This is a genomic window from Flavihumibacter sp. UBA7668 (assembly GCF_002483205.1).
In the GTDB taxonomy this organism is placed as follows: domain Bacteria; phylum Bacteroidota; class Bacteroidia; order Chitinophagales; family Chitinophagaceae; genus Flavihumibacter.
The window spans coordinates 128,602-144,860 of record NZ_DLHM01000002.1; the positions used below are offsets into that span (position 1 = coordinate 128,602).

Below are 16,259 nucleotides of genomic sequence, written 5' to 3' on the forward strand. Positions count from 1 at the left end.
GAAGAGGCCCGGAATTACTCCAGGCTTCTTTAGTTTTTTTATTTTCCAGTTGTAGCGGTTCTTTTATCCGTTCGTTTAAACAACATTACATAGCCGCATAAATCCTTTTGTTTATTGTTGATCTGAACCGGTTTGATGATATGGTATTCGCTTGATGCAGGTTCATACGTGAAATTGATCACATTGGCCGATGCATCTTTTTTCAGGTTCTTACGGTAGATGACCATTTTCTCCATGTAATCATACATGCGCACTTCATGCAATCTGGATTCCGGATTTCCAACATATACAAAGCTGTACCATTCGCCCTGTGTAAGAGGAACGATAATCGGCATTTCATATTGACTTTCCATCTGCATGCTGGCTTCTCTCATCAGAGAAAATCCATTGGAAGAATAGTATCGCTTGAGGCTGTCGATCTGGTGCTGAACAGTATTGGTCTGGCAGGATTGCTGCCGGATAAGGTCCTGTGCCTGGACCGAATGGGTGCATATACAAGCCACCAGGAAAGTGGCAGTGGTAATAAGGTTTTTCATCCTATCAGTTTTCATTCATCAAAAACCATACAGTTTTTGAAAGGGTTCGGAATTCCAGAAATAAACGATAGGAGAGGCCTGCTATTGTTGACAGGCCCCGATTTTTACAAGGTATTCGCTAAGTTGACCGGTTTTTAAGTGTTATCCATTATCCTTATGGAATAAATAAGCATTTGCCTGAGCGGTGCAGGTGATTTCCAGGTCGTTGATACATACATGTGCTGGCCGACTGGCGCAAAACCAGATGGTTTCTGCAATATCCTCTGCCTCCAGGGGTTGAAAACCTTCGTAAACAGCAGTTGCTTTGTCGGTATCTCCTTTAAAACGAACCACAGAAAACTCCGTTTCCGCAGCTCCGGGGTGAATGGCCGTAACCTTGATGCCATGGCGTAATAAATCGACCCGCATAGACCTGGAAAGGGCATCTAAAGCGTGTTTGGAGGCGCAGTATACATTACCGCGCTCATAAATTTCTTTGGCCGCAATAGACCCCATATTGATAATATGCCCTTTTTTATTTGCAATCATGCCCGGCAGTATGGCACGTGTTACATAGATCACCCCTTTCAGGTTGGTGTCGATCATGGTTTCCCAGTCATCCATATCGGCTTCTTCAAAATAATCGCGGCCCAGTGCCAGTCCGGCATTGTTAAAGAGCAGATCGATTTTTTTCCAATCGGATTCCAGATTCCCAATTTGCTGAAATACAGCCTCTTTATCACGCACATCAAAAACCAGGGTCTGGCATTTTGTTCCAAATTTATTGTAGAGTTCTGTCTCCAGTTCTTTCAGGCGGTCGGCCCTTCTTCCTGTTAAAATGAGCTGGTACCCTTTTTCTGCCAGTTTACGTGCGGTGGCCAGTCCAAATCCGGCTGTTGCACCGGTTATTAATGCAATATGTGTCATGTTCAAGCTGCTTTCTGCTAATTACCGTATTAAAACAACGGTACCTTTCTTAAATATTGTTTTACCCGTATAATCGGTTCCATGTACCATCCAAACATAGGTGTCGGTGCCCTGATCCCGTCCTGCCACTTTACCATCCCAGCCCTGGCTGGCTATTCCACTGCTGTATACCAGCTGACCCCATCGGTTGAATACCCTGAAATATTCAATTCGGGCAATACCCACAGGAATCGGACGGAACAGGGCATTGTTATTTCGTCCGGGTGTGAAGGCATTCGGGACAAATATATCCGGAGCCGACGTATAAACAGCAATATTGATGGTATCATAAGCAAAACAATCTTCCGGTGTGGATACCCGAACAGAATAGGTTTGGCTCTGGGTGATGTTTGCAATAGGGTCGGCAATAGTGGGATCGCTTAATCCTGTTGAAGGCTCCCATCGATAAATTTCGGCACCCCTTGCCCTCAGTTGCAATGGTTGTCCAAGTACAATTGCCGTATCATTTCCTGCAAAAGCAGGAATTGGCGGACGCACACCAACCAACACGGTATCTGTACTTGGTTTCGGACAGCCAATGGTGTCTGTAACAGTCAAAACATAGGAGGTTGAAAAGCGGGGATATGCTATTGGGGTGAGGGTATTTTCGTCTAACAAAAAACTCCGTGGACTCCAGTTAAAGAAAGCCCCCTGAATGGTTCCGATCAGCATAGAGGAATCTCCAAAACAAATGACCCTGTCTTCACCGGCATTCACCGGTGGGTAGGGAACAGTACGGATAGTAAGCTGATCAGTGGCAGTACAACCACCGATTCGTGCCAAAACAGAATAGATAGTGGTTGCAGTGGGTGTAACAAAGGGCGTTTTAGAATTCGGATCATCAAAATCAGCAGCAGGTGTCCATTCAAAGCGAAGGCCATCGCCGAAGGCAGTAACCTGAACCGGGTCAGTTAAACAAATAGTGGTATCCGGTGAAACACTCAGGGTTACCTGATCAACTACACGAACCAGCACGGAATCATCTGCGGTACATCCATTGTCATTCAGGTTGACTTTATACGTTGTGGTTGTTTTAGGGAATACTACCGGATTGGGTGTATTGGCAAAGCGGATATTGGTGCCGGGTGTCCAGGTGAAAACCGGATTTAAGGTTCCCGGTGCAGTTGCAATCAGCGGCAGTTCATCGATGCTGCAAATCAGCGTGTCTTTGAATGGCAGCAGTAAAGTCGGACGATCCCGAACTTCTACCTGCGCCGTCGCAGTACCCCTGCAACCTTTATTGCTTTCCACCTGGAGGGTAACTGTTTTAAAGCCGAGCGAATTATATTTATAGGAAGGGTTTTGGGTTATGGCAACATCCGTATCGGTGGTTTCATCTCCAAAATTCCAGGACCATTTACTAACCGTTCCATATTGGCTTCTTGTGGTATCAATAAAATTGAAGGGAGTCAGTACACAGGATCCGTTGAAGACAAATCCCGGAAAAAATCCCGGATAAACCCTTGCCAGCGTAGTAGTGGAATCAACACATTGTCCGGCTGCAAGCAATACTTTCAACTTAACGGTATAGGTTCCTGAATCTGTGTATTGGTGCTGGATTTGTCCAAGTGCCGTGCGCACGGTATCATTTGGGCTGCCATCACCAAAGTTCCAGATATAGACGGCTCCGGCAGGATTGGCCTGACCATTTTGAAAGGTAACATTGAAATCGTCGCAGAAACTATAATCAGGTGATAGAAATGCTCGTAGTGGCTGACAGTTGGATACAGCGATATGAATATCTTTTCGATGTGTATTTATCAGGATGCCTTGCCGGTATTCCCGGGCACAAACCGTAACTACATACTGGCCAACTGCATTGGGCGCAACACCTGAAATCAATCCCGTCTGTCGGTTGATAGATACACCACCTCCCAACGGACTTGCACCACTGAATCCACCATTGTAATTGACCCGGGTGTGAGGAGGTGCGGAAGTGGGGTTGGGTGATGTACAGGTTACACAGGCGCCGGGCTCACGTCCACCTCCAATATAAGCATCACATAAATCATATACCAGTGAATCTCCATCGGCATCTTCTGCAGAAAAATCAAAGTTGAAATTGGTTCCAATGCAAATGGCGATGGCATCATTCGGATTGAAAGTTGGACTGGAATTATCGATTGCATCCGCCAGTGCACGGGTGCCTGGTATTTCGCAGGAATAGGTAGCACCGATATCTCCACTATTGCCCGCCACATTCCGGATATTATCAATTCGGCAACAACGCTGAAAAGCAATTGAATAACCGTCTTGTGAGTTTGCTAATGTAACAATAGTTGTATAATAGCGAAGACGATAACATACATCAGTAGGCGGGTTGAGAATACAGGGGTTTGAATTGGGATCATATTCAATTCGCTGATCCCTTAATAAAGAGGCATTCACAGATCTAAGAAACCTTGTACCACCAGTTTTACTGAAAATGGTAAAATCTACATCGGAATCCAATTGCCCATCTCCTCTGGCACTACAATCTACGTATAGTTTTAATGTTAATTCGTAACGGGAAGAATCTGCTGTTGCACCGGCACCAAGGTATCTGTATGTTAACTCACCTCCTCGTATATGCGCAGCCAACAGAGAGGAACAGAATCCCATAAGAGCCAACAGCAGTATACCAATTGTTTTCATTCAAAATGGTTGATCGACTACGCAGGCAGATCGGAAAGAAAATCAAACAATGCTTTATTAAATAACAGGGGTTCTTCCAGCATGCCCATGTGCCCGGACTTGTCAAGTATATAAATATAGGACAATTCAGGGAGATAAACCTGTTGCATGGAGTCGCTAAAAAGGATGGCCTGATCTTCGCGGCCGATTAAAAACAGCACCGGAAAGGGGGCTGTTTTCAGGATTTCTGTACGGTCTGGCCTCGCAATCATGGCATTATAAAATGCGATCAATGCTGCCGGTCCCATATATAGATGCCGCTCCGTTAATTCCCTGATCTGTTCATTCATCGAAATCCTGTTTTTTTCCGTAAACAGGTTGGGTGTTGATGCTTCCAGAAAGGGCCCTGCTCCATGTTTGCTGATAAAATCAATGCTCTTGCGCCGGGCTTCTTTTTTTGTTTCATTATCGGCAAAAGCACTCGAATGCAAAAGACCTAATCCTTCCAGCAGTGCTGGAAAAAGTTCTGCAAAAGCCAGACTGATATAACCACCCATTGAATGGCCTAATAAGGTACATTTTTTAATACCTTCTTTATCCAGAATCTGTTTAATTCCGGCAGCCATGGATTCCATAGTCAATTCAACAGAAACAGGCGTCCTGCCTGTACCAGGTAAATCAGGAACAATTACTTTAAACGATTTTTGCATCCATTCCACCTGCCGGTTCCAAATCCGGCTGTCTTCTCCAAAACCATGTATCAATACCACGGTTTTTCCCTCGCCGCTTATAGTATAGTGCATCATTTTCTTTGATTTTTGGAATTGCGGTTCTTAATAAAAATATAACTTGAATAACTAATCAATAACACCGCCAGTAAAATCATGATCCATGATATCCAGTCTCCAAAACGAACAAAAAATGTTATGTTCTCCCTGGGTTGAACCTGCTCTTTTATGGCTGCTGCAGTATCCCATGCCTGCGTCTGAATAATTTTTCCGGATGGATCTATAAATGCGCTGATGCCGGTATTCGCGCTTCTCACTACCCAGCGACGTGTTTCAATCGCTCTCAGGCGGGCATAAGCCAGGTGTTGTTTATGCCCGGCTGTATTTCCCCACCAGCCATCATTTGTAATAATGACGATGATATTGGCATGGTTCCGAATAAATCCCGTCATGAAATCACCATAGATTGATTCATAACAAATTGCCGGCGCAATGGCCAGTCCGCTTGCGGAATCCATTAATACAGTGCGCTCTTCCTGTTTTGCATAACCTCCGGATGTTCCACCGAATTGTTCAAACCAGCTGTCCATAAAACGGAGAAAAGAGGGTAATGTTTCCACACCCGGCACCAGTCTGGATTTATGATAACGGTTAAGCATACCGGAACTGTCAAAAATGGCGGCCGTATTGTACGCTTCATAAAACAAATTCGTTCCTCTGATGGCCCTGGCATAGGGCGATTTTGTATCAGGCGGCAAATAATTATAGGCTTCCACTCCCGATACCAGTTTGATGCCCGGGTGCCTTGCAAGAAATTGCCAGATGGGTTGAAGGGAAGCATTTTTATAAATACTATCTTCCTCAATTCCATTGGGAGAATTAATGGCCGTTTCTGGCCAAACTACCAGAACAGTCTGACTGTCGATTTCAGCTTCACTTAACCTGATCAGTTGATTTAATTGATCCTGCTGTGTGCCGGGAGAAAATTTCGCATAGGGATCAATATTGGGTTGAACAACTACAATGTTTTTTACATCTGATTGGGTAGTATTTTTTTGTTCATTGGCAGCCGGTTTAAGTGCAAATGATAGGATCAATGGTAGTACAGCTAATGCTGCAACCTGAAAAAAGGAGGCATTTTTCTTTGCTGGCGCAGGTAGTTGTCTTGTTTTAAGCAGACGAAACAGCAAAATATTAAGGGCCAGTACCCAAACCGAACCGCCGGTTGTTCCGGTGAATTCATACCATTGAATCCAACCCGGGGTGTTTGCAAAAACATTTCCAAGGGTGAGCCAGGGCCAGCTTAATTCCCAATTAAGGTGAATGTATTCGAAGGTAATCCAGCAGGCCATAAATGTCCAGTAGCTGAATCGGCTGCCCAGCCTTTTTTGCACATTAAAGAGTGCCAGCCAGGGCAGACACATTAATGTAGTATTGGTCAGGATGGCTCCAATAGTTCCCACATCAGTGGAATTCCAGATCCACCAGGTGGTTAAACAATTCCAAATCAGCATGGCCAGAAAACACCAGCCAAGAAAAGCTTTTCTTGAGGGGCCCTGTTCAAGTAATTGGAATAAGGGAATAAATGCCAGGAAAATCAGGAAGGTGGTAGGCATGGGTGGCCATGCTGCCGACAACAGTAAGCCACTGCTGATTGATAAAAGAAAGGGATGAAACTTCTTCATTGCTACGAAAATAGCTCATCCCTTCTGAATTATTTCCTACTATAGTTTGGTGCTTCTTTTGTAATGTCCACATCATGTGCGTGGCTTTCTTTCATGCCTGCATTGGTGATTTTGGTAAACCTGGCTGTTTGCTGAAGCGTTTCAATATCTGTTGATCCGCAATAGCCCATGCCTGCTCTTAATCCGCCTACAAATTGCGCCACTACTTCTTTCAGATGTCCTTTATAGGCAACTCGTCCTTCAATACCTTCAGGTACCAGTTTTTTGATATCATCTTCCACGTCCTGAAAATAACGGTCGCTGGATCCCTGAGCCATTGCTCCAATAGAGCCCATTCCACGGTATTCCTTGAATTTACGGCCTTCGTAAATAATGGTTTCACCCGGACTTTCTTCCACTCCGGCAAACACGCTGCCCATCATAACACAATTTGCTCCGGCTGCCAGTGCTTTAACCATGTCTCCGGTATAACGGATACCCCCATCTGCAATCAGCGGAATACCCATTGGCTGTAGCGCACTGTATGCTTCCATAATTGCAGTCAGTTGCGGAACACCCGATCCTGCTACTATTCTTGTTGTACAAATGGAACCCGGACCAATTCCCACTTTCACGCAATCGGCACCTGCTTCTGCAAGTGCTCTTGCGCCATCAGCAGTACCAACATTGCCGGCAATTATCTGAAGTTGTTTGAAGTTTTTCTTCACATTTTTTACGGCTTCCATAACACCACGGGTATGTCCGTGTGCAGAGTCCATCGTAATTACATCCACCCCTACATGCTGCAAGGCTGCAACGCGATCCAGCATATCTTTTGTGATTCCAACGGCGGCACCAACTACCAGACGACCATAGGCGTCCTTGTTGGCGTGCGGAAAACTTTGCAGTTGCAGTATGTCGCGATAGGTAATTAATCCGGCCAGTGTGCCGTCTTTTTTGACCACCGGTAGCTTTTCGATTTTATGTTGCTGCAGAATTTTTTCTGCTTTTTTCATATCCGTTCCTTCCGGTGCGGTAACCAGCCGGTCCTTCGTCATTACTTCGCTCACTTTTTTTGCCTTGGCTGTTTCGAATCGAAGGTCACGATTGGTGAGAATGCCAACCAGTTTATTCTTTGCATCTATAATAGGAATACCACCGATTTTATTTTCTTTCATGAGCCGAAGCGCATCTCCGATAGTGGCTTCAGCGGTAAGTGTAACCGGGTCCAGTATCATGCCGCTTTCGCTGCGTTTTACTTTACGAACCTGTTCCGCCTGTCGTTCAATGCTCATGTTTTTATGCAGCATTCCAATTCCGCCTTCTCTTGCCAGGGCAATGGCCAGTTGGGCTTCCGTTACCGTGTCCATAGCAGCCGATAACATAGGAATCTGCAGCGTTATGGTTTTAGTGAGTTTGGTACGAATGGAAACTTCGCGTGGTAACACTTCAGAATAGGCTGGAACCAGCAGAACATCATCGAAGGTCAGGCCTTCACCAAAAAATTTGTGGGATAAATCGAGCTTACGTTGAGTAGTCTTTCTTGTTGCCATGTGCAAAGATAGGGCGATGCCTGGGTACCTCCCAAATTTTTGTCTTTTTTAGCATTTTTGAAAGCTTAACTGAGTGTATAACGGCGACCGGGTAATAATTTAATAATACCGCTCAATTCCAGATCCAGCACCGCTTTTGCAGCTGTCCCTGCTTCCAGTCCGCTTAATATATAAAGTTGATCCAATGGCAATACAGCATGTTTTCCGAGTAAGTGAACCAATAGGGTAGAGGGAGGATCCAGTTCTGGCAATAAGTTTAATTGAGTGGCTTTATTTGGAGCAGGCACCTGATTTTGCCATTGCATTTCTTCCAGAAATTCATCCACATTGGTATAGGGTATAGCTTTATTGTTCCGGATCATCTGATTACATCCAATACTGAATTTGTCTGTTAATCTGCCCGGTATGGCAAAAACAGGAATATTATAACTGTTGGCCATTCCGGCTGTAATCATACTGCCCCCTTTTATTCCTGTTTCTATAATAATAACAGCTTTACTTATTCCGGCAACAATTCTGTTTCGTATCGGGAAATGATGTCGCTCTGCTTTTGTTCCAATCGGAAACTCAGTTACCAGCGCGCCACCCTGCCGAACCATATCTTTTGCCATTCCCGTATGTGCAGCCGGATAAATATGATCCAGGCCATGCGCCAGCACACCAATAGTTAACGTACCACTTTCAAGCGCTATCCGATGTGCCAGCCCATCTATTCCATAAGCCATACCACTTATTATGCATATGTTTTGAGTCGCTAATCCCTTTACCAGTTTTTCAGTAACCTGCCGGCCATAATCTGTATGATTCCGGGTGCCGATGATGGCTACTGATTTGGGAAGATTCAAAGATCCGGTACCGGTTGAATAAAGCAGACTGGGAGGATCATAGCAATCCTTCAATGTTTCCGGATAATCCGGACTTCCATATCCAATTAACCGGATGCCTTTGTCAATTGATTTCTCAACTATTTTTTTGCAATCAGAAAAAGCAGAAAACTGACGGATATTCCTTGCCCTGTTTTCGCCAATTCCTTCAATAGCCTGTAACTGCCGGGAGGATGCGGCAAAGATGGCGGCAGCAGTACCGAAATGATTCAATAATACTTTCGCATGTACATATCCGATGGTTGGAACCCTTGTTAAGGCTACCTGAAATATTTGTTCCTCTTCCATATACTATTTTAGGCCAAAATAGCAGGAAGAACTGGAATAAAACAGGGTGAAAAAACGGTTATTCGCTTGTTACTTTCACCTCCGTTCTGCGATTTTTGGCCCTGCCTTCTTCTGTATTATTATCTGCAATCGGAAGGGTGGATCCAAATCCTTTGAAACTTAATCTTGCTGGCTGCACACCTTTTTTCACCAGATAGTCAACCACGGCCTGGGCTCTTCCATTCGACAGGCTCAGGTTGTCAGCCGCCTTTCCAACTGCATCGGTATGCCCGTTGATCTGGATCCGTAGCGTCGGATTCTCCTTCATCAGTTCAACAAGTTTGTCGAGTTCAACTTCAGATGAGGGGTTTAGTTCCTTGCTGCCACTTTCATAAAAAATGTTTTTCAACACAATACTTGCATCTTTTGTAATAGGCTGTAAATCGATATCGATGGTATACGTTGAATCAGGTGCACGCTGACTCAATTGTAAATTTTCAGAATAAAACAGGTACCCTTTTCTGTTTACATTAAATACATAATCCCGACCGGTTGGAAGTGTAATAATATAGTTTCCTGTTTCATCAGTTTCAACCAGACTGATAACCTGCCGGGTACTGATATCGGTAAGTTCAACCGCAGACGGTAAACCCTTTTGGGTTTTACTATCGCGTACAGTTCCTTTTATCCAGAGTGTTTTGGTTGGACGCACACCTTCGCGCAGACTGAAAGTATAAAGATCCAGTCCGCCTTTGCTGTCGGAACGATCGCTTGCATAATAGGCGGTTGTGCCGTCTGCAGTAATCACCAGACTGCCTTCGTTTTCAATGGTATTGATGGGATAGCCCAGGTTTCTTGGTAAACTGAAACTTCCTTTCGGGCCTTTTCTTGCCACAAAAAGATCATCTCCTCCGTAGCCGGTTAAGCCATTGGAGGTAAAATAAAGGCTCTGGTTATCTGCATGAATAAATGGACAACTTTCATCTCCACTGGTATTAATTTCCGGACCCAGATTTTCAGGTTCACTCCATCTTCCATTGGGAAGCCGGTGACTGACCCAGATATCACTGCCCCCGAAGCCGTCAGGCCGGCGACTGGCAAAATATAAATCGCGTTTATCCGGCGACAGGCTGGGGGCGGATTCCCAGAATTCCGTGTTGATTTTATTGCCAAGATTTTGCGGTTCACTCCATCCCTCCGATGTTAAGTAGGAAATATATAAATCACAACTGCCCGCGCCTTCCGGAAAATTGCAGCCGGTAAAAATCAGCCATTTGCCATCTAATGAAATGGATTGGGCTCCTTCATTCAGATTTGAATTTATTTGTCCGGTTAACCCTTTGGAAAGAGACCAGCCTTCTGCAGTTTTACGGGTTTCATAAAAATCTTCATTTCGGTTACCCACGCGCCTGGTGAAAACAAGTTGCTGGTTATCGATGGTGAGCGCTGGATAATATTCTGAGACGATGCTATTAACTGAATCGCCCATGTTCACAGGTGAGAAACGATAGTTTGAAATGGCAGTGTCAGTTGCCTGTTCTGCTGCGAACTGATAGGTTTTCCTACGATAGGAGGAAGCCCTCTGACTCGATTCGTTCAGGTCATTAATTGTCATGAAACTATGGATGGCTTTCAATGCATCCTGGAATCTTCCCAATCCGGCAAGATTGATGGAATAGGGAAGATTGTAATCCCGGAAATAGGAAGAGTCGATAGCTTTTGCTTTCTCATAATTCAATACAGCCTGTTCGTAATTTTTCAATTCACCGAACATGCCGGCAATCGAGAGCCATGCATCGGCAAATGAGGGATCAATTTTTACAGCATCCTGAAGTGATTTGATGCCTTCCGGAAATAAGCCTTCCTCGGCCTGTTCCATTGCTTTCTGGTAAAGTTTTAACGCTTTGCTATTAACTTTCTCCGGGTTATATACCTGGGCATTCAGGTTAGTAGCTGTCAGCAGGATGGCTGACAGGAATAAAAGGAGCATTGGAATAAAACGAAACTGCATATACATAGCAAACGAAAATTAGGCCATTTTATGCAGCTAGGGAACATTAATGTATTTATGACTTTGGATACTTAGTTCCCATTGGGGATGGGCTTTGATATAGTCAATAATGAGGGGCAACATAGCTGCTTGTTTATCCCATTCCGGTTGCAGGTATAATTTGCAGCCGGGTTGTACCTGTGCGGCATATTTTTCTGCCCAGTCAAAATCAGATTTATTAAAAATCACCACTTTCAATTCATTCGCCGCAGCAATTACTTCCGGTAAAGGAAACTTGAATTTTTTGGGGGATAGGCAGATCCAATCCCAATAGCCACTAAGCGGACTGGAACCGGAGGTTTCGATATTAGTTTCAAAACCGGCTTTACGAAGTTGGAGGGTCAGTTCATCCAGGTTGTAGAGCAGGGGCTCTCCACCGGTAACAACTGCCAACCGGCCGGGATATTCCAATGCGCCATTAATGATATCCGTGACAGCTACCTGAGGATGTTTGGATGCATCCCAGCTATCTTTTACATCGCACCAGATACAGCCCACATCACAACCACCCAGCCGTATGAAATACGCTGCGCGGCCCTGGTGAAAGCCCTCACCCTGCAGGGTGTAGAAAGATTCCATCACTGGAAGTAACATGTTTGAAGTTTGAAGTTTGAAGTGGAGATTCGAAGCGGATTCCGGAACTAAACTTCCCACTTCCATCTTCCCACTTCCAATCAGTGTTTGTAGGTACAGGCTTTAAACGTGTTTTTCATAAGGGCGGCAATGGTCATGGGGCCAACGCCACCGGGTACCGGGGTGATAAAACTGCATTTGGGTGAAACGGCTTTAAAGTCCACATCGCCTTTCAGTGCGAAGCCGGATTTTTTGCTTGCATCAGCCACCCGGGTAATTCCCACATCTATAATGATAGCACCTACTTTCACCATATCCGCCTTTACAAACTCAGGAATACCGAGTGCAGCTACAATAATATCTGCTGACCGGCAAATTTCTGCCAGGTTAGGAGTATGTGAATGCGTAATAGTGACGGTACAATTTCCATACGGACCGGATTGGCTAAGCAGGATGCTCATAGGACGGCCTACTATATTGCTTCGACCAATTACCACGGCATGTTTTCCTTTGGTCTCAATTTTATAATGTTCCAGCATCAGCATAATACCATAAGGGGTAGCAGGGATAAATGTTTCCAGTCCCTGTACCATTTTACCCACATTGGCGGGATGAAATCCATCCACATCCTTGGCCGGCAGGATGGTATTGATCACTTTTTCATCCGAAATATGTTTGGGAAGGGGTAATTGAACCAGAATTCCATCGATATCCTGATCCAGGTTCAGGTCCTCAATGACGTTCAGCAGTTTGTTTTCACTGGTGTCTTCTTCCATTCGGATCAGGGTGGACTTGAAGCCAATTTCCTCACAGGCTTTCACTTTGGCTCCTACATAGGTTTCGCTTGCGCCGTTTGAACCTACCAGAACAGCCGCCAGATGGGGTACTTTTTTTCCTTCTGAAACCAGTTGGGCTACTTTAAGTTTCAATTCTTCCTTGGTGGATTTTGACACCAATTGACCGTCTAAAATTTGCATGGCGCAAAGTTACAGGGCGAACAGGGGAGTAAAAAATGAGATTTGAAGGGATGAACGGACAGAAAAATGTGCTAAACGGTTAGGATTTCTAATTTCTTTCTAATATAATTTTAATAAATATGTAGAATATACTATAAAAAATGTTATAAATAATGTAAATTATCTAGTAAATAAAATTTAACAATTAGTTTGCGTCTTAAATTAGCAGCATAATCATAAACTAACACAACATGAGAAAAGTCCTATCACTACTGGTGATTGGGTCGCTGTGCTGCTCCTTAGCATTTGGCCAGACCCGTCCGGTAACAGGTAAGATTGTTGACGACAAGGGGAAACCGGTGCCCTACGCAACAGTAAAGATTAAAGGAAGTACAGCTGGAGTTTCAGCTGATGTTAATGGGGTTTTCACAATCAGGGCAAAATCAGGAGATGTTTTGGAAGTTTCTGCTGTTGGGCAGAAAACCAGTTCAATGACACTTGGTGATCAGAATCTGGTCACGGTTGCTTTGGAGAATTCGGGAGATGAAGCTTTACAGGAAGTAGTTGTTACAGGAGCTTTTAACATTAAAAGAACGCAAAGAAGCACCAGTTCAACCGTTCAGACAATTTCAGATGAAAAGCTTAATACCATTCGTCAGGCAGATGTAAACAATGCCCTTGCTGGTAAAGTGGCGGGTGTACAGGTAAGAAGCCAGTCTGCTGCCAAGCTTGGTTCAAATGGGTATGCTTCCGTTCGTTTAAGAGGGGAGTCAGAATTGGTGGGAGGATCATCCGTACTTTATGTAGTGGATGGAACAATTATGCCAACCGGTTCTGCGGGTGATATCAATCCGGATGATATTGAAGATCTGACCGTATTACAAGGACCAGCATCTTCTGCTCTTTTTGGCGCTCAGGGTGCAGGCGGAGCAATTGTAATTACCACCAAAAAAGCAAAAAGAAATCAGAAAGGAGTAGGCGTCGAGTTTAATACTGGTGCAACATTTGACAAAGTATATATACTTCCTGATTATCAAAACTCCTATGCAGGTGGTGGGGTAAGTGATCTCATGCAGTATAACTGGCAGCCCGGGCAGCCTGAAGAATGGCAGGCGCTTGACGGAAAATATTATCATGACTATTCAGATGATGCCAGCTGGGGACCAAGAATGGTTGGACAGGAATATATCCCTTGGTATGCATGGTATCCTGGAAGCAACTATTCCTATAAAACAGAGAAATTATTACCACAGTCGACCAACTCAAGGGATTTTTATAATACCGGTGTGACACTCAACAATAATATTAATTTCTCAAAAGCTGGGGATAATTATACACTGCGGGTATCTTATACCAACCTTGATATTAAAGGATTGATTCCAACCTCCAAAATGCAGCGTAATAACCTTTCTGTTTTTACAACAATGGATATCACCAGTAAATTACAACTGGCAGCAAACGTTACTTATCTGAACCAGAAAACGGAAGGAGAATTCAATGATGGATACTCTAACCAGTCTAGTGGTTCGTTTAACCAGTGGTTTCATAGGAACCTGGATATGGATAAGCTGAAGGAATTGAAAGGGCTTCGTTCTCCGCAGGGTGCCCTTGCAAGTTGGAATCATAAAAATCCGGAAGCCTACTCAGCAAGTAATCCATTGAATTTTTATGGAGGAAACTACTGGTATAATTTTTATTCCTATTTCGATAATATTAATAATATAAATAATCGGGATCGTCTATTCGGTGATGTGAGTCTTCAATACAAAGTCTCCAATGATTTAAAAGTAAAACTGACTTACCGTAAAAATCAGCTCACTACATTTACTGAAAACAAAACTTTCTCCATATTGGAAACCAGTGCCACTCAAACCGGTACTAAAGCTTATTATGGAACATCTGAAACTTATAGTAACAGAGAAAATTTTGAAGGTTTGGTTAGCTATGGAAAAAGATGGAAAGATTTCAGTGTAAATGGGAACCTCGGTTTTGATATCATGAGAACCAGTTATAAGGATATCAGCACAAATACCAATAACGGATTGAATGTTCCTGACTTCTTTGCATTGTCGAATTCAAAGAACCCTATTTCTTATACGAATTACAGAGAAAATTCCAAATATCGTGCAGGATTTGTAAGGGGTGATATTGGCTGGAAAAATATGTTGTTTGCTGATTTCTCCCTTCGCCAGGATTATTACTCTACTTTACCAGCTGGTGATAATGGAATTCTCAGCAAGTCTTTTGGTGCAAGTTTTGTGTTCAGTGATTTGTTGAAAAATTCAATTCCCTTCATTTCTTATGGTAAAATCAGGGCATCCTGGGGGGAAATTCCAAAATCAATTGACGCATACCAGTTAGGATTTAACTACGGAATTGCTCAAAATCAGTGGAATGGTAACTTCCTGATGGGGACTCCCAATCAATTGATTGATCCTAATATCAGCGGGGCAGTTACAACACAGCGTGAAATTGGCCTGGATATGAAATTTGCAAGGAATAGAGCTGGGTTTAGTGTTACCTACTGGGATGGTTCTATTTCAGATATTCCTCTCCCGATTACTATTAATGGCGCAAGTGGATATACTCAATTGTTGGTTAATGCAGGAGGTATCACTAAAAAGGGCGTGGAAGTGCTTGTAAATGTAACTCCAATCAAAACCAGAGATCTTACCTGGGAAATTACGGGAACATTTGCAAAGCTGATTGAAAATAAGGTAACCAAACTGGCAGAAGGAGTTCCCCGTATTACCAATGCATCTGGAACATTTGCAGGATCTTATGCGGCATATGTGGTTAATGAAGTAAATCAGCCATGGGGACAATTGTTTGGTCCTGGTTTTAAAAGAATAAATGGAGTACCTCAGCTTACAAGTGCAGGTCTATTTGTTAGAGAAGCCGAAGTGAATTTTGGATCTGTTCTGCCTGATTATACAGGAGGAGTTCAGAATTCAATTAACTATAAAAACTTCTATGTTAACGTAAACATCGATTTTCAAAAAGGTGGTAAATTTTTCTCTTTATCTGATTTCTGGGGTTCCTTTTCAGGCTTAACTGCCAAAACAGCCACTGTAAATGATAAAGGAAATTCTGTTCGTGATGCAGTTGCAGATGGTGGTGGTGTACGCGTAGACGGGGTTGACGAAGATGGCAAATCTGTTACCTATTACGTGGATGCGCAAACCTACTATCATCAGTTTCAAAGTAGTCGTATTTCAGAAAATAGTGTTTACGATTTAACTTTTGTAAAACTGAGGGAATTGAGTGTTGGATATCGATTTGATGTAACCAAAATGGGACTTGGAAAAGTGCTTACAGGTGCAAACTTTTCAATTGTGGCGCGTAATCCCTGGCTGATTTATGCCGAAACCAGAGACTTTGATCCGTCTGAAATCAGCAACACGTATGGTGAAAATGGTCAGTTGCCAGGTACAAGATCAATTGGAGTGAACCTGAAACTCAATTTTTAATCCATTTTGTATTGTTAAAA

Annotated in this window: 11 protein-coding genes; 1 reads left to right on the forward strand and 10 read right to left on the reverse strand. The window is 43.6% G+C overall.

Annotated features, from left to right (window positions below):
• Positions 1-38 precede the first annotated feature (38 nt).
• The 10 genes from B2746_RS04120 to folD form a co-directional block, all read right to left on the reverse strand.
• Positions 39-536, reverse strand: a complete 498-nt coding sequence (locus tag B2746_RS04120; protein WP_290791244.1) for a hypothetical protein — start codon at positions 534-536, stop codon at positions 39-41.
• Between the two features lie 141 nt (positions 537-677).
• Positions 678-1,442: an SDR family NAD(P)-dependent oxidoreductase gene (locus tag B2746_RS04125; protein WP_290791246.1), complete on the reverse strand. Its 765-nt coding sequence runs from the start codon at positions 1,440-1,442 to the stop codon at positions 678-680.
• Between the two features lie 21 nt (positions 1,443-1,463).
• Positions 1,464-4,115 (reverse strand): PKD domain-containing protein, encoded by a 2,652-nt coding sequence (locus tag B2746_RS04130; protein ID WP_290791248.1) that lies wholly within the window; start codon positions 4,113-4,115, stop codon positions 1,464-1,466.
• A 17-nt stretch (positions 4,116-4,132) separates the two neighbouring features.
• Positions 4,133-4,900, reverse strand: a complete 768-nt coding sequence (locus tag B2746_RS04135) for an alpha/beta fold hydrolase (RefSeq protein WP_290791250.1) — start codon at positions 4,898-4,900, stop codon at positions 4,133-4,135.
• Positions 4,897-6,507: an apolipoprotein N-acyltransferase gene (lnt, locus tag B2746_RS04140; protein ID WP_290791252.1), complete on the reverse strand. Its 1,611-nt coding sequence runs from the start codon at positions 6,505-6,507 to the stop codon at positions 4,897-4,899. The genes B2746_RS04135 and lnt overlap by 4 nt, the downstream gene beginning before the upstream one ends.
• Before the next feature lie 29 nt (positions 6,508-6,536).
• Entirely contained in the window at positions 6,537-8,039 is a 1,503-nt protein-coding gene (gene guaB / locus B2746_RS04145; protein ID WP_290791254.1) for an IMP dehydrogenase, read from the reverse strand.
• A gap of 65 nt (positions 8,040-8,104) precedes the next feature.
• Positions 8,105-9,211 carry a DNA-processing protein DprA gene (dprA, locus tag B2746_RS04150; RefSeq protein ID WP_290791256.1) on the reverse strand — a complete coding sequence of 369 codons (1,107 nt, stop codon included), beginning with the start codon at positions 9,209-9,211 and terminating at the stop codon, positions 8,105-8,107.
• 58 nt (positions 9,212-9,269) lie between these two features.
• Complete coding sequence (locus B2746_RS04155; protein ID WP_290791258.1) at positions 9,270-11,207, reverse strand: OmpA family protein; 1,938 nt, start codon at positions 11,205-11,207, stop codon at positions 9,270-9,272.
• Positions 11,208-11,237: 30 nt separating this feature from the next.
• A complete protein-coding gene (locus tag B2746_RS04160) occupies positions 11,238-11,834 on the reverse strand; it encodes a 7-carboxy-7-deazaguanine synthase QueE (RefSeq protein ID WP_290791260.1) in 597 nt (198 codons plus the stop codon).
• Positions 11,835-11,914: 80 nt separating this feature from the next.
• A complete protein-coding gene (gene folD, locus B2746_RS04165) occupies positions 11,915-12,790 on the reverse strand; it encodes a bifunctional methylenetetrahydrofolate dehydrogenase/methenyltetrahydrofolate cyclohydrolase FolD (protein WP_290791262.1) in 876 nt (291 codons plus the stop codon).
• 230 nt (positions 12,791-13,020) lie between these two features.
• Between folD and B2746_RS04170 the strand changes: the two genes are divergently transcribed.
• Positions 13,021-16,239 carry a SusC/RagA family TonB-linked outer membrane protein gene (locus tag B2746_RS04170; protein ID WP_290791264.1) on the forward strand — a complete coding sequence of 1,073 codons (3,219 nt, stop codon included), beginning with the start codon at positions 13,021-13,023 and terminating at the stop codon, positions 16,237-16,239.
• Positions 16,240-16,259 lie beyond the last annotated feature (20 nt).